The organism is Reyranella sp. CPCC 100927 (genome assembly GCF_007859315.1).
In the GTDB taxonomy this organism is placed as follows: domain Bacteria; phylum Pseudomonadota; class Alphaproteobacteria; order Reyranellales; family Reyranellaceae; genus Vineibacter.
On record NZ_VOHA01000029.1, the window covers coordinates 1 to 17699 of the forward strand.

Here is a 17699-nt window from a genome sequence, read left to right on the forward strand (position 1 = left end):
CAGCTGCGCCTGCGGTTCGACCACCCAGTTGTTCTCGAACTTGAAGGGATAGCCGCCCTCGGCCGACACGGCGAGGCCGAAGCCGTCGGTCTTGAGGTGGTACCGGCCATCGGCGGCGCGGGCCCGGGCATCGTACCAGGTGCCCTGGACGATGCCGTCGAGGTACCAGCCGGAGGCGCCGAAGTGTGTCCAGTAGGCGCCCAGGGAGTAGCCGTCGATCGTGTTCTGGCCGGCGCGGGCGCCGGTATAGTGATCGACCTGGGCCTCGATGCGTCCGGCGCCGAGGTAGAAGCCGGCATGGTCGCGGCGGCCCTCGGAGTCCTCCTTGCGGTAGATGTCGGCGCCGATCTGCAGGGCGTAGAGGCTGTAGTCGTACTTGGGCCCGTTGCGATAGACGTTGCCGCCGTCGGCATTGCCGGTGACGCCCACGATGCGGCTCCAGAAGCCGTTGACGGTGCTGCGGCCGTTGAGATCGGCGCGGCCGCGGATGCCTTCCTCCTCGCCGACGCGCTCGTGCAGGGTGTCGAGCAGCCAGCGGCCGTAGGTCAGGCCCATCGAGGGCAGGGCGGAATAGAGCGACGTCTCCTGGCGATAGTCCGGCACGACGGGCGTCGGTGGTGTCGGATCCGGGCCGGGACCGGGACCGGGACCTGGACCTGGACCGGGATCCGGCGGTGTGGGACAGCCGGCGGGCGGCGGAGATTGCGTGCAGTCCAGCACCGAGCGCAGATACCAGTTGCCGTCCGCGGCGTCGGCGCCGACGCCACCCTGGTAGAGCGAGTACTGGTAGGGCCCGGCGACCACGCGGCCGGCCAGGGCGAAAGCGCCGGCGGCGGAGCCCTGCTTGTTGCGGACCTCGACCAGCTCGATGCCGTTGCCGGGCGTGAGGGCGCCGGCGCCGCCGACATTGGTGACGGTGATCTGTGTTGCAGTCGATTTGAGCTGCGTGCCATCGACGATCAGCATGTCCGCGATGCTGCCGCCGGTGCCGTCGACGCCGCCGTTGAGCACGGCGTTGGCCAGCAGCCGGCCGCCGTCGGACACGAACACACCGGTGCCGGGCGCTACGGCACTGGCGCCGCCGGTGATGACCAGGGTGTTGCCGACGGCGGGGCCGCGCAGGTCGATGGTGCCGGCGTTGTTGAAGGTGGCGAGGTTGACGAACTGCCCCTGAACGATGCCCTCGCGATTGAGGTCGTAGGTCGTCGTGCCCAGGCTGCGGCTGTCGGCGCCGGTGGTGGGGACGTAGTAGTTGGCGGGCTCGATTTTCGTGGCACCGCTCACCGGCGCGAACTTCACGGTGCCGGCGGCAACGTTGTTGAAGGTCGAATTCGGCCCGCCGAAATCGGAGATGGCGACACGCTTGGTGCTGCGCACGCTACCGTCGGCGGTAACAGCGAAATGACGGATCTCGAATGTGCCGTTGTTGTCGAAGATGTGCGGCGCGCCGGGCAGGAACGAGACGAAGCCGGTGACCGTGTTGTTGTTCGTCACCTGCAGCTGCTGTATCGCGGGCAGTGGATCGGTGCAGGGGTCTAAGACGCCGCCGCTTCCGGGGCCGTTCTCGCTGGCGCAGACGGTGCCCATGGTGATCGCCAGATCGCTCAGCGCGCCGATGAAACCGTTGTTGACGATGGTCATGGCCGGCGTGGCACCCATCGCGCCGCTGTAGACGACGATGCCGGCCGCCGGCAGCCTGCTCCCGATCGATCCATAGCCAGGGACTTCGCTGCCGACGACAGAGAGATCGCCGGGGTTGGCCGCCCAGCCGCCCATGACGCTGACGCCGGCGGCGACCTTGATCGCCACGGTTCCGGATACCGAGGCCGCGTGGATGCCGACGGCATCCTGGCCCGAGGCGGTGATGGCGGCATCGGCGTTGACGGTCACCGCGCCGCTGATGAAGCCGCTGGGAACGAAGCTGACGGCGACGATACCACCGCCGTTGACGCCGGTGGACGTGATCGGTGCCGTGTTGGTGATGGTGATCGGGCCGGACGCCCCGGCGGGGACCTGCGGGCTGCTCCCATCGTTCGGATCCGATAGGACCAGGCGAGTCACGGAGGCCGCGGCGACGCCGAACGCACCGGGCCCCGATGTGGTGATGGCGCCGGTGCGGATCGTCGCATCGGCCGTGGGGTCCGCGCTGAAGACGAAAACGCCGGCCGCACCGGCGCCGGATGTGTTGATGGGCGCCGCACTCGTATCGAGATCGAGCCGGGAGACGCGAAAAACGTGGACGCCCGCTGCATTGGCGCCTTGCGTGGTGATCGGTCCTGTCTGGATTTTCGTATCGAAGGCAGGGACGACTGTATATGTGAACCCCTGGATCGATAGACCGGATGAATTGTCGCCGACTGTCGTGATTTGCCCGGCTCTGGTATCGACCGAAACTACGTTTCCGCCTGCTGTGGGCTGCGGGCTGACGGTGACTGCGTTGGCGTAAGCGCCGGATGTCGCGACATTGCCGGTACGCAACGTAACCGGACCGTCACTGTATGCGCTGACAACTATGCCGGCAGAACCGTCTCCTGTCGTGGAGATCGTTCCCGCGGTCGTGTCAACGGCGACCTTTGATCCGTTTACCTGTAACGCCGATGCGTAGTAGCCCTGGGTCGTGATGTCGCCGGTAGAGACGGTTGTTTCGCCCGACCCGTTGTAGACTATGACGGCGCTCGAGAAATCACCGTATGTCGCAATCGGCCCACCTCTGGTGTCGACCGACAGCGAGGCTGCGTTGACGCTCGCCAGCACAGCGATGCCGGACGACGCCGGTGCTACGCTGCTGCCCACCGTGATGGTGCCGGTTCTGACGGTGACGGGGCCTGCTGCATTGTAAGCCTGGACGTTAATACCGCCTGACGAGTTGCCTGATGCGACGATCGGTCCACCGGTCGTATCGATGGTGATCGGACCAGTTCCCTGGCTGTTCACGGAGACGCCATAGGTGCCAAAGCTGCCATTGCCGCTGACCGTGATGGGGCCGGTTGTGACTGTCAGCGCGGCCGGTCCTGCATTGGCGGTGACGGCGATGCCATGGACGGCGTTTGATGTGACGGCACCCTGGTCCGCGGTGATGCTGCCGCCGGTCGTCGTGATGCTGATCGTGCCGGTCGCCGGTGTGCCTTGCGTGCCTACCGTGATGCCGACCTTGCCAACGCTCGGCTGAACGACAACGCCCGGATCGAACGTGAGCGTCAGCCCCCCCACGCCGCCGTACGTGATCCCGTCGGGATAGGAATCAACTGTCACCGAGCAGGTGACCGTCGGCCCCGTCCCGCATTCGTCGATGGCCAGGGCGGACCGGGTGACGAGGGCGGTGCCGGCGAAGGCCACGATCGGCGCACTGCAGGCCACATACATCGCGATCCGCGAGACGGTGGTCAGAAGGCCCGATGTCGGCTGGAGGGGAGGAACAAACGTGCGCGAACAAAGGATACGAGACGTCTTGTCCGCAGAGGCATCCGAGAGCATTAGGCACCACAAAGCGCATGAGCCTGACAAAAAACCATTCGACATCTAATCTTTCGCAATCTAACAGATTGCACTCGCATTGGCACTGGTGTTTCACTGCGGTCTTGAGATGAGGCAGAAAAATTGGGTCGTGGCGCGCGCCTGGCGCAGCGGACGGCCGGGCGATATGATTTTGACGCCGACGCCGAGCGTGTCGTCGAATTCGCCTCAGGCCCGTGGCAGCGTCAACGTCCGGACATCGGCCGTTGCTGCCGCTCCGGATGACGGGGAATCAGGGCCGCTGTTCGGGCAGCGTGATCTTGATGGTGTTGTCGAACCGGTACGTCACTTCGACTTGTGTCCGTGACGCGCCGAAGTCGACGATGGTCACGCCCGACACCGGCTGGTACGTGGCAAGATCGAAGGCGGCCGTGGTCTGTTGCCTGCCGCCGCCATGGCGGCCGGCAAGGGTGAAGGTCAGATACGGCGTGCCGTCGACGATCTGGGCGTCTTTGCAATCGACGTTGTTGGCGTTCGGCGCCGCGAAGTAGGCCAGCAGCGGCACGTTCTTTACGATACGGTCCACGTCACCCGCGGGCATGGCAACCCATGACGGGTCTGTATCCCTCTTGAACCACCCCCGGCGGCCGTTGTTTGAGGTTCCCGGGCTGCCTTCGGCGATGATGATCTCTGTCGTCTCCGACTTGATGCGCATGGCCTCGGATGGCACGACCTGGACGATCGACAGTCTTTGCGGCGTATCGGGGCGCCGGTCCTCGGCCTTGTACAGGAACTTGCGCCATTCGACCGAATAGGGGCCGGCGCTGGCATTGACCCGGTTGAAGCTGTTGAAGTCGGATGTGCAGTCGGCTCTGGCTGCGGGTACGGCCTCTACCAGGCTGTACGCTGCGATGAGCGCAGGGATCAGATGAAAGCGCATGATTCCATCAGGACGTTGAAAATTGCGGAGCCATTGAACCCGGTCGAACATCACGTGCAGGTGAGCCTGAACGCAAAACAGTTCGTTATCTAATCATATCCAATCTACCAGAGTGCTCTCTTCATTGACATTTCAATTCTTTATTCAGAAGCCTGAGTATTACGGCTTCCTGTCGCTGCTGGCGCGGCGGTTATTTCAGCAGAAAGCAGGGCGTTGATCGTCATTGCTGGCAAGGTTGTTTCGGTACTGCCCCCGAAATTCGACAGTGAAAAACCCGGGGATGCCGGTGTAGGCGGGGGATGGCGGCTCCACTACCCGGTATCGGGCAGTGCGATCGCCTATGACCCGAGGCGGTACGATCAAACGCTGGGGGCGCGCCACTCCGTGGAACGTCATGGCTTGCGGTCATACTCGATGTTTGCCGGCGGAGCACGGCCAGATGGCGAAACCGGGCCGCCTTGGCGGATACCATGAGCGTGGCGCGCGCCCAGCGTGTGTTGCGCCGGTCTCAGCCAATCCCCTCGAGCCATATGCGATTGCCCTGCGGTATCGGGAATAGACGCCGGCACGAGCTGTTCATGGCCGAAGCGATCTTCCGTTGTCGTTTCAGGACACGCGCGCGGGGCAACCATGGCAGCCTACATCATCGTCGATCTCGACATCAAAGACGCCGGCACGTTCGAACGCTACAGACAGGAGGTTCCCGCTCTCATCAGAAAGCACGGCGGGGAATATCTCGTCCGCGGCGGTGCGGTGCGGGTTTACGAGGGCGCGTGGCAGCCCAAGCGTGTGGTGCTGTTCCGCTTTCCTTCCATGCGGGCCATCGACGATTTCATGAATGATCCTGCCTACGCCGAACTCAAGGCGTTGCGCCATGCCATCGCCGATACGGACCTCGTTGCCGTCGAGGGAGTCTGACGCGGCCGGCCAACTTCATTTTGGACCGGCCAGGTGCGACACGCCGGCCTGTGTTTGTACCAATACTTTGAAAATACTTGACTTTTTCAGGCACTCATGACATAGATCGGCATCCTCACATCCAAGGTATCGACAGACCGGCGCAGGCTTGCGGGCCCGCGCCCGGGCTTTCGAGCTTGGCTCTGCCCATGGCGCCGTGATGCGCTTCAGGAGGATGACATGAACGCGGAAGACAACCAGCGACCTGTCGCGCCAGCGACGGTGGAGGCGTTTCGCGATCTCGTACGCGCCTACACCACGCTGGCGATCGATACCCTGGTCGAGGTGATGCGCAACGAACGCGCGCCGGCATCGGCCCGTTTGGCGGCAGCGGAGGGCATTCTCGACCGCGCCTGGGGGCGATCGAAGCCGGGCATGGATCCGGATGCCGCGCTGGACTTCGTTGACGTGCTGCAGGAGGCCGTCGCCATCCGCACCCGCCGTCACCAACAGGAACAGGCCGACGACGATGCCGATGACGGCGGCGAGCGCGGCGGGCGCCGCCACTAGCCCGGGAGCGCGGGCCTCCGGCCCGCTCATGTCGGCGAACGTAAAGCGTTCGTCCTGATGCGGGCGAGACGCCCGCGCTCCCGGGCATTCCTGTGTCTGCTTCCTGCCTCTGGTGAGCCATGCTCGATCGAACGAATGCGACCAGCATCGAGGCCGATGCCGACTGGGATGAGCCTGACCTGACCTTGCTGGGTGCACGCCACGGCGATCTGCCGGCGTTCCCGGTTGCGCTGTTGCCGCGGTTCTGGCGCGACTGGTGCCAGAGGGCGGCAGCGGGCAAGGGCGTGGCGGTCGACTACGTCGCGCTGCCGCTGCTGGCGGCGGCAGCCAGCCTGCTGGGCGCCAAGAGATACGTCAGCCCCGTGCCGGCATGGGTGGAGCCCTGCGTGCTGTGGACGGCACTGGTGGGGGAGCCATCGTCCGGCAAGACATCGGGCCTGGCGGCGGCCGTCGCGCTGACGCGCGCGCTGGATGACGACTGGGAGTTGGCTGCCGCCGGGCGAAGACGCTACGTGACAGACCTGGAAACGGCCCGGGCCGAGCGTTGGTGGTGGCGTGAAGCGGTGCGCGGCGCGGTGGCGAACCACAAGCCGTCGCCGGCGATACCGCCGGAGGCGCACGAACCGCAGCCTTTCGTGCCGCGCCAGTGCGTCGTCGACGAACCGGGCATCGACGCCGTGGCCGCGGCGCTGCGCGGTCGTCGTGGCGGCGTGCTGCTGGCGCCAGAGTCGCTCGCCGGCTGGTTGACGGCCATGGCACATGATGTTGCTGGTGCGTCGGATCGGTCGCGCTGGCTGAAGGCGTGGTCCGCCGACTCCTGGAAGCTGGATGGCAAGGCACCGGCAGACACCGTTCTGGAGACCGGTCGGTGCAACTGGATTCCCTGCACCGCTGTTTCCATCACGGGTACCATCGAAACCGACGCGATCGCGGCGATGCTGGCTGGCCATGATGGCGGGTTGGGCGCACGGTTCCTGTTCACCTGGCCCGGCCGCCCGCCGTTGCAGCCGCTGTCCGACGCGGCGGTGGGCCGGGATGCCGATTGGGCTCTGGCTCGGCTGCGCGACTTGCCGGATGTGACGCACATCCTGCCGTTGACGACCGAGGCCCGGGCGCTGTTCGAAGATTTTCGTCGCACGCTCGATGCACACGCCGAGCGGCTTGACGGCGCCGAGGCGGCCTGGTGGGGCAGGGGTGCCAGCAACGTGCTGCGGCTGGCCGGCGTGTGGACGTTCCTCGACTGGTCAGCGCAATTCGCCGACCCGTCGGAGCCACCGGTGGTCGCCGCCCCGGCGCTGGAGGCTGCCATCGCCCTGTGGACCACGTACTTGTGGCCGCACGCCGGCGCAGTCCTGGGAGCGGCCGGCACCAGCGACACAAAGCGGCAGGCGCGCCGGGCGCTGCTCTGGATTCGCGGTCAGTCGTTGGCCCAGGTGTCGCGTGACGATCTCTGGCGCCATGCCCGTGTCGCGCCCAACGCATCCGGCGTCGACGGCGTGATCGAAACGCTGATCGCCGGCCGCTGGCTGCGGCGCATCGTGCCCGCCGAGGGCGTCGGCCGCCCCCGCCTGCGCTGGGCCGTCAACCCGGCGCTGTCCTGCGATGCCCAGGCCTTCGAATTGTTGTGATTGTTGTGATTGTTGTCACGCGATTCGCCGAGGCGATTTTATATCCGGATATAGGGTGGAGAACGGGATGGCGAGCATGACGCAGAGATGTGCCTTGCGACGATATCGACACCGTCTCGCCGATCGTGGTTTGACCCGGTTCGAGGTGATCGGCCGCGGTGATGATCGCGATCTCATTCGCGCGCTGGCCAGGCACCTTGCGCGTGACGATGCGAAAGCCGCCCGTTTGCGCGCCATGGCAACTCAAGTCTTGGGCGACGACTCCGTCCCCGAGAGATTGTCCGGCCCGAACGACAGCGGCAGCAGCTCACCCAGGGTGATCGTGCGGCGCGGGCCGTCGGGGCCGCAGATGTGAATCGGCAGGGCGTCGGTGGCGAACTCGCGCAGCCGCTGACGGCAGCCGCCGCAGGGCGTCACCAGCGCCGCGCCGGTGCCCATCACCAGCGCCTCGACGATGCGCCGTTCGCCGTCCATCACCATGGCGGCAATCGCCGACGCCTCGGCGCACCATCCCTCGGGGTAGGCCGCGTTCTCGACATTGCAGCCGGCATAAAGCTTGCCATTGGCGCCGCGCAGCACGGCGCCGACCGGAAACCGCGAGTAGGGCGCATGTGCCCGTTCCATCGCCTGGCGCGCCAACGCAATCATGTCATCGGAGGGTGCTGTCATTTCCGTCGTCCTGAGCGAAGCGAAGGACCTTGCGGTGCGTCGATCAAGCAGGGTGCGCGTTTCGAGGCAGGAAAGATTCACCACAGAGGCACAGAGATCACAGAGGCGCACAGAGGGCAGAAGAGATTGCGCGTCGACGGCGCGCTTCTGTCTTTCTTTCTCTGTGTCCCTCTGTGATCTCTGTGCCTCTGTGGTGAATCTTCCAGCGGAACTCACGCGTCCCATCGCGGCGATCGACGCACCGCAGGGTCCTTCGCTCAGGACGACAGAGCCTGTCAATGCTCCTTCTCGTACGGCACGCCGATCGCCTTGGGGGCGACGGCGCGGCCGATGAAGCCGGCCAGCAGGATCACGGTCAGCACGTAGGGCAGTACCTGGATGAACTGCACCGGCACCTCGCCGATGCCCGGCACGCGTACGCCCTGCAGGCGGATCGCCACGGCATCGAGCAGGCCGAACATCAGGCAGGCGCCCAGGGCCGGGAACGGCCGCCACTTGCCGAAGATCATGGCGGCGAGCGCGATATAGCCCTGGCCCGCCGTCATGTCGCGGCTGAAGGCGGCGTTCTGCGCGATCGAGAGGTAGGCGCCGGCGATGCCGGTGAACAGGCCGCAGATCAGCACGGCGCGATAGCGCAGCCAGGCGACGGAGATGCCGGCGGCGTCGACCGCCAGCGGCACCTCGCCCACCGCGCGCAGGCGCAGGCCGAAGCGCGTGCGGGTCAGCACCCACCAGGTGATGGGTACGATCAAGAGCGCCACGTAGACGAAGAGGTTGTGGCCGCCGATCAGGTCGCCCCAGATCCGGCCCAGCACCGGCACGTCGGCCAGCGCCTGCGTGCCGGGCAAGGTGATCGGCATGAAGCGCGCCTCGGGCGGCAGCGCCGGCGTCTGCCCGCCGCGCTGGAACCAGGCCATGCCGAACACGATGGTGAGACCGGATACCAGGATGTTGATGGCGACGCCGCTCACCACCTGGTTGCCGCGGTGGGTGATGCAGGCGAAGCCGTGCAGCAGCGCCAGCGCCTCGGCGACCAGGATGGCGGCGCCCAGCCCGAGCCAGGCCGAGCCGGTGACCGACGCCGTGGCGGCGGCCACGAAGGCGGCCGCCAGCATCTTGCCCTCGAGCCCGATGTCGATCAGCCCGCTGCGCTCGGAGAACAGCCCGCCCATGGCGCACAGGATCAGCGGTGTCGCCACCCGCAACGTGGCCGACAGGATCAGCACCGCAAAGGTGATCGCCTCTTCCATGTCAGTGCGGTCCGGAATGAAGAGAAGGCCAACCAAGGAGGCACAGAGACACAGAGATCGCACAGAGGAAAACTTTACGCGCGCCGCAGGCGCGCAGCCTCATCATGCTCTGTGTCTTGCTCTGTGCCTCTGTGTCTCTGTGGTTCGTCTTCATCTTTGTCCGCTACGCCTCCGCTGCGCCGGCCGCGGTCGTCCGCCCGCTGCGCGCGCGCAGGGCGCCGAACAGCGCCTCGAACCACGGCCGGGTGAAGTGCGCCAGCGCGCCGCAGAACAGGATGATCAGGCCCTGGATCACCACCACCATCTCGCGGGTGATGGCGGGGATGTCGAACGACAGCTCGGCGCCGCCCTGCTGCAGCATGCCGAACAGCAGGCTGGCCAGCACGATGCCGACGGGATGGTTGCGGCCCATCAGCGCCACGGCGATGCCGGCAAAGCCGTAGCCGGCGGTGAAGTTCAGGATCAGGCGGTGATGCACGCCCAGGATCTCGTTGACGCCGACGAAGCCCGCCAGCGCGCCCGACAGGCACATCGCCAGCACGGTCATGCGGCGGATGTCGACGCCGGCGTAGATCGCGGCGCTGGGGTTGTGGCCCATGGTGCGCAATTCGAAGCCCCACGGCGTGTGCCAGAGGAACACCCAGACGAAGACGCAGCACAATGCCGCCCACACGATCGCGAGGTTGAGCGGCGACTGGCCCATGGTGATGCCGGCATAAGCCAGCAGGTCGTGGATGAAGGGCAGGTGGCCGGCGTCGGCGAACGCGCGGCTCTCGGGCGACATCGAGCCGGGAGCGATCAGCACGTTCACCATCAGGTAGACCATCACCGCCGCGGCGATGAAGTTGAACATGATGGTGGTGATGACGATATGGCTGCCGCGATAGGCCTGCAGGTAGGCCGGAATCGCGGCCCAGGCGGCGCCGAACAGCGCCGCCGCCAGCACGGCGAGCGCGATCAGCAGCACCGGCGGCAGGGTGGCATCGAGCGCCAGCACCACCAGGCCGACACCGAGCCCGCCGAGATAGGCCTGGCCCTCGCCGCCGATGTTGAACAGGCCGGCATGGAAGGCGAGCGCCACGGCGAGCCCGGTGAAGATGAAGTTGGTCGTGTAGTAGAGCGTGTAGCCGATCGCCTCGGGATAACCGACGGCGCCCACGATCATGATGCGCACGGCCGTGAACGGGTTGACGCCGACCGCCAGCACGATCAGCCCGACGACGACGAAGGCCAGCAGCACGTTGACGACCGGGATCAGCCCGATATCGACCCACCCCGGCAGCGGCGCTTTCATACCTTCCCCCGCTTGCGGGGGAAGGTGGCGCGCAGCGCCGGATGGGGGGCGGATCGAACAGACCGAATGTGAGGCGGCAGCCCCCATCCGCCCTTCGGGCACCTTCCCCCGCAAGCGGGGGAAGGTATGGTCAGATGTCCGCGCCCGCTCATGGTACTCCGGCCTTCGCTGCGTCCGGCCTCCACACGTTGGCCATCATCAGGCCCAAGGTGCGTTCATCGGCGGCGCTGCCCTCGACCTCGCCCACGATCTGGCCGCCGTACATCACCAGGATCCGGTCGGCCAGCGCCATCACCTCGTCGAGCTCGACCGAGACCACCAGGATGGCGCAGCCGGCGTCGCGCGCCGCCACCAGCTGGCGATGGATGAACTCGATGGCGCCGATATCGACGCCGCGTGTCGGCTGGCCGACCAGCAGGATCTTCGGCTTGGTGGCGATCTCGCGCGCCAGCACCAGCTTCTGCTGATTGCCGCCGGAGAAACTCGAGGAACGCAGCTCCGGCCGGCGCGGGCGCACGTCGTAGTGCTCCATCAGGTTGCTGCAGTGCCCGGCCATCGCACGGCGGTCCATCAGGTACCGGCCGCTGAACGGCGGTTCGTGGTGATAGCCCAGCACCGATGTCTCGGTGGCGTCGAACGGCGCCACCATGGCGTAGCGATGGCGGTCCTCCGGCACATGCGCCAGGCCCAGCGCGCGCATCTCGGCCGGGTCGGCCGGATGCGCCGCGTCGATCGCGCGATCGCCAATCACCAGCCGTCCGGTGGTCGGCGCACGGATGCCGGCCAGCACTTCCAGCAGTTCGCTCTGGCCGTTGCCCGAGACGCCGGCGATGCCCACGATCTCGCCGGCCCGCACGGTAATATCGATGTTGTCCAGCACCGCCACGCCGCGGCCGTCGCGCAGGCCGATGCGCTCCGCCGTCAACGCCGGCGCTTCTGCGTGGCAGGCGGGCTTGTCGAGCGCCAGCCGCACCTTGCGGCCCACCATCAGTTCGGCCAGTTCCTCGCTGTTGGTCGCCTTTGTCTGCCGTTCGGCCACCATCTGGCCATGGCGCATCACGAACACCGTGTCGGTGGCGGCCATGATCTCGCGCAGCTTGTGGGTGATCAGGATCACCGTGGCGCCGCGGTCGCGCAGCGCCTGGAGAATGCGGAACAGCTGCTCGGTCTCCTGCGGTGTCAGCACCGCCGAGGGTTCGTCGAGGATCAGGATACGGGCGCCGCGATAGAGCACCTTCAGGATCTCGACGCGCTGCTGCTCGCTCACCGGCAGGTCGCCGACCAGGGCGTCGGGATTGACGCGCAGGCCGTACTCGCGGCCCAGCCGCTCGAGTTCCTGGCGCGCGGCCGCCAGGCTGGGGCGCAGCACCGCGCCGGTCTCGGCGCCCAGCACGACGTTCTCCAGCACGGTGAAGGTGTCGATCAGCATGAAGTGCTGGTGCACCATGCCGATGCCGCTCGCGATCGCATCGCGCGGGCTCTTGATGCGCACGGGTTGGCCGTCGACCAGGATCGCGCCGCTGTCGGCCTCGTAGAGGCCATAGAGGATGCTCATCAGGGTCGACTTGCCGGCACCGTTCTCGCCGATGATGCCGGTGATCGAGCCGCGCGCGATGGACAGCGAGACACCGCGGTTGGCATGCACCGGCCCGAACGACTTGTCGATCGACCGCAACTCGATGGCAGGCGGAGTGTCAGGCATGGCAAGCCCTTACCTTCCCCCGCTTGCGGGGGAAGGTGGCGCGCAGCGCCGGATGGGGGGCCGATTGATCAGACGCGGTGTGTAGCGGCAGCCCCCATCCGCCCTTCGGGCACCTTCCCCCACAGGCGGGGGAAGGTAAAAGGTCATGCGCCATCAATACGTGCACGTGTTGTTGCTCATGTAGTCATGCACCTTGATCTTGCCGCTGATGATATCGGCCTTGGCCTGCTCGACCTTGGCCTTCATGTCGGGCGTCACCAAGGATGCGTTGTTCTTGTCCAGAGCCCAGTCGACGCCGCCGTCCTTCAGGCCCAGCACGGTCACGCCCGGTGTCCAGGTGCCGCCCATGGCCAGCTTGAACGTGTCGTAGGCCACGATGTCGACGCGCTTGATCATCGAGGTCAGCATGGTGCCGGGATGCAGGTGGTTCTGGTTGGAGTCGACGCCGATGGCGAGCTTGCCGCGATCCTTGGCGGCCTGGTAGACGCCGATGCCGGTGGCGCCGGCGGCGGCGTAGATCACGTCGGCGCCGCGTTCGAACTGGCCCTTGGCCAGCTCGCCGCCGCGGCCGGGATCGTTCCACGCCGCCGGCGTGGTGCCGGTCATGTTCTGCAGCAGCTCGGCCTTGGGGTTGGCATACTTCACGCCCTGCTCGTAGCCGCAGGCGAAGCGGCGGATCAGCGGGATGTCCATGCCGCCGACGAAACCGACCTTGCCGCTCTTGGACGCGATGGCGGCGGCAACGCCGACCAGGAACGAACCCTCGTGCTCCTTGAACAGCACGCTTTGCACGTTGGGCAGCTTCACCACGCCGTCGATCACGGTGAAGCGGACCTTGGGAAATTCCTTGGCCACCTTCTCGACGGCATTGGCCTGGGTGAAGCCGACACCCAGAATGGGATCCTGGCCGCGCTGCGCGAAGCGGCGATGCGCCTGCTCGAACTGGGTCTCGTTGGTGACTTCGAACTCGGCCACCGACAGCTTGGACTCGGCCTTGAAGCGCTCGACCCCGTTGTTGACGCCCTCGTTGAACGACTTGTCGAACTTGCCGCCCATGTCGAAGACGACAGCCGGCTTGATGTCGGCAGCCTGCGCCACGCCCGCGATGCCGGCGGCGGCGATGGCGCCCAGCGCGCTTCGAGTCCAAGTCTTCATGACGGCCTCCCTGTTGTCTTCATGGTGAGCTTGTCGAACCATGAAGGCCTTCGCACGATCGTCGGTGCGCGGCACTCCATGGTTCGACAGGCTCACCATGAAGTGCTTTCCCTACTGCGGGCAGGTGTTGTTGCTCATGTAATCGTGCACCTTGATCTTGCCGCTCACGATGTCGGCCTTGGCCTGCTCGACCTTGGCCTTGATCTCGTCGGTGATCAGCTTGGCATTGTTCTGGTCCAGCGCCCAGTCGACGCCGCCCTCCTTGAGACCCAGGACGCGCATGCCGGGCGACCAGGTGCCGGCCTTGGCGGCGGCAAAGGTCTCGTAGGTGGCAAGATCGACGCGCTTGATCATCGAGGTCAGCACCGAGCCGGGATGCGTGCCGTTCTGGTTGGAGTCGACGCCGATCGAGAGCTTGCCGCGGTCCTTGGCCGCCTGCAGCACGCCCAGCCCGGTGGTGCCGGCAGCAGCGTAGATCACGTCGACGCCGCGCTCGAACTGGCCCTTGGCCAGTTCGGCGCCGCGACCGGGATCGGTCCACGCCGCGGGCGTATTGCCGGTCATGTTCTGGATCACGCTGGCGCCCGGCTTGGCGTACTTCACGCCCTGCTCGTAGCCGCAGACGAACCTGCGGATCAGCGGGATGTCCATGCCGCCCACGAAGCCGACCTTGCCCGATTTGGAGGCCAGGGCGGCGGCGACGCCGACCAGGAACGAACCCTCATGCTCCTTGAACAACACCGAGCGCACGTTGGGCAGGTCGACCACGGTGTCGATGACGGTGAAGCGGATCTTGGGGTACTGCTTGGCCACCGTGGTGACGGCCGATGTCTGCAGGAAGCCGACGCCGACGATGGGATCGTTGCCGGCCTGGGCGAAGCGGCGATGCGCCTGCTCGAGCTGCGCCTCGTTGGTGACCACGAAATCGCGATAGTTGATCTTGCTCTCGGTCTTGAACCGTTCGGCGCCGCGATAGGCCGCCTCGTTGAACGAGCCGTCGAACTTTTCGCCCACGGAGTAGACCACCGCTGGTGTGATATCGGCGGCGCGGGCCGTGAAGCCCGTCCCGACCAGGATCGCGGCGGCACCCAGCGTCACGGCACACCGGCGTTGCAGCATCACAGCCTCCCCATCTCTTCGCATGCCAGTCTGACGCGGGATTGCCGTTCACGCCATCCCGAGATTTGCGCACTGTGCTGTCCCTTCTCCCCGCTGCCCCTCAAGCCGACGTGAAGAATCATCATATGGAGGCGTCCGGTCGGTCAGCTAAGCTTGCGGCCATTGACAGTACCCGATCGAAAGGATGCACGTATGTTCGATCTCCATTACTGGCCGACGCCCAATGGCAAGAAGGTCACGATCCTGCTCGAGGAATGCGGGCTGGAGTACAAGGTCGTGCCGGTGAACATCCAGCGCGGCGACCAGTTCAGCGACGCGTTTTTGAAGATGAACCCCAACCACCGCATGCCGGTGCTGGTGGACCACAAGCCGAAGGATGGCGGGGCGCCGATCAGCGTCTTCGAGTCCGGCGCCATCATGATGTACATCGCCGAAAAGGTCGGCCGCTTCTGGCCGCAGGATGTGCGCGGCAAGTACGCCGTCACGGAATGGCTGATCTGGCAGATGGCCAACCAGGGCCCCAAGCTGGGCGAGTGCGGCCATTTCCGCCGTCTGGGCGATCGCGAGGGCGATCAGTCCTATGCCGTGCGCCGCTTCAGCGACGAGGCCAACCGGCTCTACGGCGTGCTCAACAACCGGCTGCACCAGCAGCCGTACCTCGCCGGCAACGAATACTCGATCGCCGACATGATCGCCTATCCCTGGACGGTGGGTTGGCAGGCCCAGGGCCAGGACATCGACGAGTTCCCGTACTTCAAACGCTGGTTCGAGGAACTCGCCGCCCGGCCGGCGGTGAAGAAGGGCATGGCGGTCGGATCGGACCTCTCGACCGACGTCACCAAGCTGCCGCCGGAAGAGCAGGCCCGCATCCGCAAGCTGCTCTACAATCAACGCGCCATCCCCGTGAAGGCCGCGTAGTTTTTCAAATTCCTCCCCAGCTTCGCTGGGGAGGTGCCCCGAAGGGGCGGAGGGGAGGCCTCGTGGTCTATATAACAAAGACCACGTCGGCTCCCCTTCCGGCCTTCGGCCACCTTCCCCGCAAGCGGGGAAGGGAAGACGTCATCAAAGGACCCTATGCGCATCGAGATTCTCTGCACCGGCGACGAGATCCTCACCGGCAAGACCATCAACAGCAACTACAGCCACATCGCCCGACGCCTGGTCGAAGTCGGTCTCGAGGTCGCCTGGGGCACGACGGTCGGCGACGACCGCGATGCCCTGCTGAAGGCTTTCCGCGAGGCCGCCAAGCGCGCTGATGCGGTGATCGTGAACGGCGGGCTGGGGCCGACGGTCGATGACCTGTCACAGGAGATCGCGGCCCAGGCGGCGGGCGTCGACCTGGTTCTGCACGAAGCCTGGCTCGGTCGCATGGAGACGTTCTACAGCCGGCGCAACCGCGCCATGCCGCCCAACAACCGCAAGCAGGCGATGCTGCCGTCCGGCGCCGAGTTCATCGACAACCCAATCGGCACCGCCTGCGGCTTCGCCGTCACCATCGACGGCGCGCGCTTCTTCTTCACGCCGGGCGTGCCGCGCGAGATGCGCCGCATGATCGACGAGCAGGTGATCCCGCGCCTGCTGGCGCTGAGCGGCATACAGGGCGTGGCGCGCGTCAAGCGCTTCCACTCCTACGGCATCGGCGAATCGCGCGCCGATCAGATGCTGGACGGCATCGAGGCGCTGGCGCCCGACGGCGGCGTCAAGCTCGGCTTCCAGGCCCACTATCCGCAGCTCGAGACCAAGCTCGCCGCGCGCGGCACCGACGCCGCCGACCTCGACCGCAAGCTGGCGCCGATCGAGGCCGAAGTGCGCCGCCGGCTGGGCAACTTCATCGTCGCCGAGGACGACCAGACGCTCGAAGGCGTCGTGCTGGCGGCGTTGCGGGCGCGCGGCGGCTCGTTGGCGATCGCCGAGACGTTCACATCGGGCACCATCGCCACCCGCATCGCGCCGGTCCCCGGCGCCGAAGCCCTGTTCCGCCGCGCCATCGTGGCGCGCGACCTGGGCCAGCTCGATGTCAGCGGCATATCGGCCGAGGCCGCCGTTGCGGTCGCCAGCGCGTTGCGCGACCAGAGCGGCGCCAGCCACGCGCTGGCCGTCCTGGTGGGACTCGACGAGGGCGCCGACGGCCTTGAACTGGGCGGCACGATCTCGATCGGCATCGTCGATGGCGGCGCACCGGTCGCCCGCCAGGCGCGCATGTTCGGCGGCCGCGACTGGATTCGGCTGGGCGCCACCGAGATGGCGCTCGACTGCCTGCGCCGCCATCTGCTGGGCCTGCCGGTCGACGAGCAGATCGACTTCGAGCGGCGCTGACATGGTCCTTTCTTCGGACCGCGGGCGTCCACGCCCGCATTCGCTTGCAGCGAAGCGGAAAGCGAAAGACAGTCGGCGCTGGCGCGCACAGGCGAAAGCGAGCTTCGCCGGAGATGCGGGCGTGGACGCCCGCGGTCCGAAAAATGAATGACGCGACGCCCCTGCCGATCGCGGCGGACGACGAAGCCGCCGTGCTGGCGCTGAACAACGCCCACGCTGTGGAACTGTCGTGGCTGGAGATCGATCGCCTCAGGCAACTGTTGGGATGGGCCTTCCATGCCCGCCGCATCGGCGGCCTGGAGGCCTTCCTGATCGCCTTCGACGAGACCTCCGGCTATGACGGCGGGCATTTCCAGTGGTTCCGCGCCCGCTACCCGCGCTTCGCGTATGTCGATCGCGTCGTCGTTGCGCCGACGGCGCGGGGCAAGGGCCATGCCCGGCGGCTCTACCTGGACCTGTTCGAGCATGCCCGGCGCCGCGGCCACGATATCGTGACCTGCGAAGTGAACGCCGAGCCGCCCAACCCGGCCTCGGATGCATTTCATGCCGCGATGGGCTTCGCGGCGGTGGGCAGCGCCAGTCACAACGACAAGACGGTCCGCTACTTCGTACACCGCCTGGGTTAGAAGCTGCCGGCATGCCTGTCATTCGAGGCGTCGCGCGGATCGTTGCTGTCGCCGGAGAGATCCCTCGCTAGGTTCGGGAC

Annotated in this window: 14 protein-coding genes; 6 read left to right on the top strand and 8 right to left on the bottom strand. The window is 66.6% G+C overall.

Features of this window, described 5'->3' with window-relative positions; translation table 11 throughout:
- Both FQU96_RS37435 and FQU96_RS37440 read right to left on the bottom strand, forming a co-directional pair.
- Window positions 1–3357: autotransporter outer membrane beta-barrel domain-containing protein (locus tag FQU96_RS37435; RefSeq protein WP_178131028.1), on the bottom strand; the 3357-nt coding region annotated here is incomplete at its 3' end.
- Between the two features lie 388 nt (window positions 3358–3745).
- Window positions 3746–4447 carry a hypothetical protein gene (locus FQU96_RS37440; protein ID WP_146546531.1) on the bottom strand — a complete coding sequence of 234 codons (702 nt, stop codon included), beginning with the start codon at window positions 4445–4447 and terminating at the stop codon, window positions 3746–3748.
- A gap of 576 nt (window positions 4448–5023) precedes the next feature.
- On the opposite strand from FQU96_RS37440, the gene FQU96_RS37445 reads away from it, so the two are divergent.
- From FQU96_RS37445 to FQU96_RS37455, 3 genes are all read left to right on the top strand, one after another.
- A complete protein-coding gene (locus FQU96_RS37445) occupies window positions 5024–5311 on the top strand; it encodes a DUF1330 domain-containing protein (RefSeq protein ID WP_146546532.1) in 288 nt (95 codons plus the stop codon).
- A gap of 219 nt (window positions 5312–5530) precedes the next feature.
- Window positions 5531–5860 carry a hypothetical protein gene (locus tag FQU96_RS37450; protein ID WP_146546533.1) on the top strand — a complete coding sequence of 110 codons (330 nt, stop codon included), beginning with the start codon at window positions 5531–5533 and terminating at the stop codon, window positions 5858–5860.
- Window positions 5861–5979: 119 nt separating this feature from the next.
- Window positions 5980–7488, top strand: a complete 1509-nt coding sequence (locus FQU96_RS37455) for a DUF3987 domain-containing protein (RefSeq protein WP_146546534.1) — start codon at window positions 5980–5982, stop codon at window positions 7486–7488.
- Between the two features lie 243 nt (window positions 7489–7731).
- On the opposite strand, the gene cdd is transcribed toward FQU96_RS37455, so the two are convergent.
- From cdd to FQU96_RS37485, 6 genes are all read right to left on the bottom strand, one after another.
- Window positions 7732–8382 carry a cytidine deaminase gene (gene cdd, locus FQU96_RS37460; protein WP_146546605.1) on the bottom strand — a complete coding sequence of 217 codons (651 nt, stop codon included), beginning with the start codon at window positions 8380–8382 and terminating at the stop codon, window positions 7732–7734.
- A gap of 50 nt (window positions 8383–8432) precedes the next feature.
- Window positions 8433–9407, bottom strand: a complete 975-nt coding sequence (locus FQU96_RS37465; RefSeq protein WP_146546535.1) for an ABC transporter permease — start codon at window positions 9405–9407, stop codon at window positions 8433–8435.
- A 163-nt stretch (window positions 9408–9570) separates the two neighbouring features.
- Complete coding sequence (locus tag FQU96_RS37470) at window positions 9571–10701, bottom strand: ABC transporter permease (protein ID WP_146546536.1); 1131 nt, start codon at window positions 10699–10701, stop codon at window positions 9571–9573.
- A 148-nt stretch (window positions 10702–10849) separates the two neighbouring features.
- Entirely contained in the window at window positions 10850–12403 is a 1554-nt protein-coding gene (locus FQU96_RS37475) for an ABC transporter ATP-binding protein (RefSeq protein ID WP_146546537.1), read from the bottom strand.
- Window positions 12404–12556: 153 nt separating this feature from the next.
- Entirely contained in the window at window positions 12557–13558 is a 1002-nt protein-coding gene (locus FQU96_RS37480) for a BMP family protein (RefSeq protein ID WP_146546538.1), read from the bottom strand.
- A gap of 111 nt (window positions 13559–13669) precedes the next feature.
- Window positions 13670–14677, bottom strand: a complete 1008-nt coding sequence (locus FQU96_RS37485) for a BMP family protein (protein WP_146546539.1) — start codon at window positions 14675–14677, stop codon at window positions 13670–13672.
- Between the two features lie 192 nt (window positions 14678–14869).
- Here FQU96_RS37485 and FQU96_RS37490 point away from each other — a divergent pair, with 192 nt between their 5' ends.
- The 3 genes from FQU96_RS37490 to FQU96_RS37500 all read left to right on the top strand — a co-directional run bounded on the left by FQU96_RS37490 (window position 14870) and on the right by FQU96_RS37500 (window position 17619).
- On the top strand, window positions 14870–15595 hold the full coding sequence (locus FQU96_RS37490; protein ID WP_146546540.1) for a glutathione binding-like protein: 726 nt from the start codon (window positions 14870–14872) through the stop codon (window positions 15593–15595).
- 156 nt (window positions 15596–15751) lie between these two features.
- Complete coding sequence (locus FQU96_RS37495; RefSeq protein WP_146546541.1) at window positions 15752–16993, top strand: CinA family nicotinamide mononucleotide deamidase-related protein; 1242 nt, start codon at window positions 15752–15754, stop codon at window positions 16991–16993.
- A 143-nt stretch (window positions 16994–17136) separates the two neighbouring features.
- Complete coding sequence (locus FQU96_RS37500; protein ID WP_146546542.1) at window positions 17137–17619, top strand: GNAT family N-acetyltransferase; 483 nt, start codon at window positions 17137–17139, stop codon at window positions 17617–17619.
- Window positions 17620–17699: the final 80 nt, after the last annotated feature.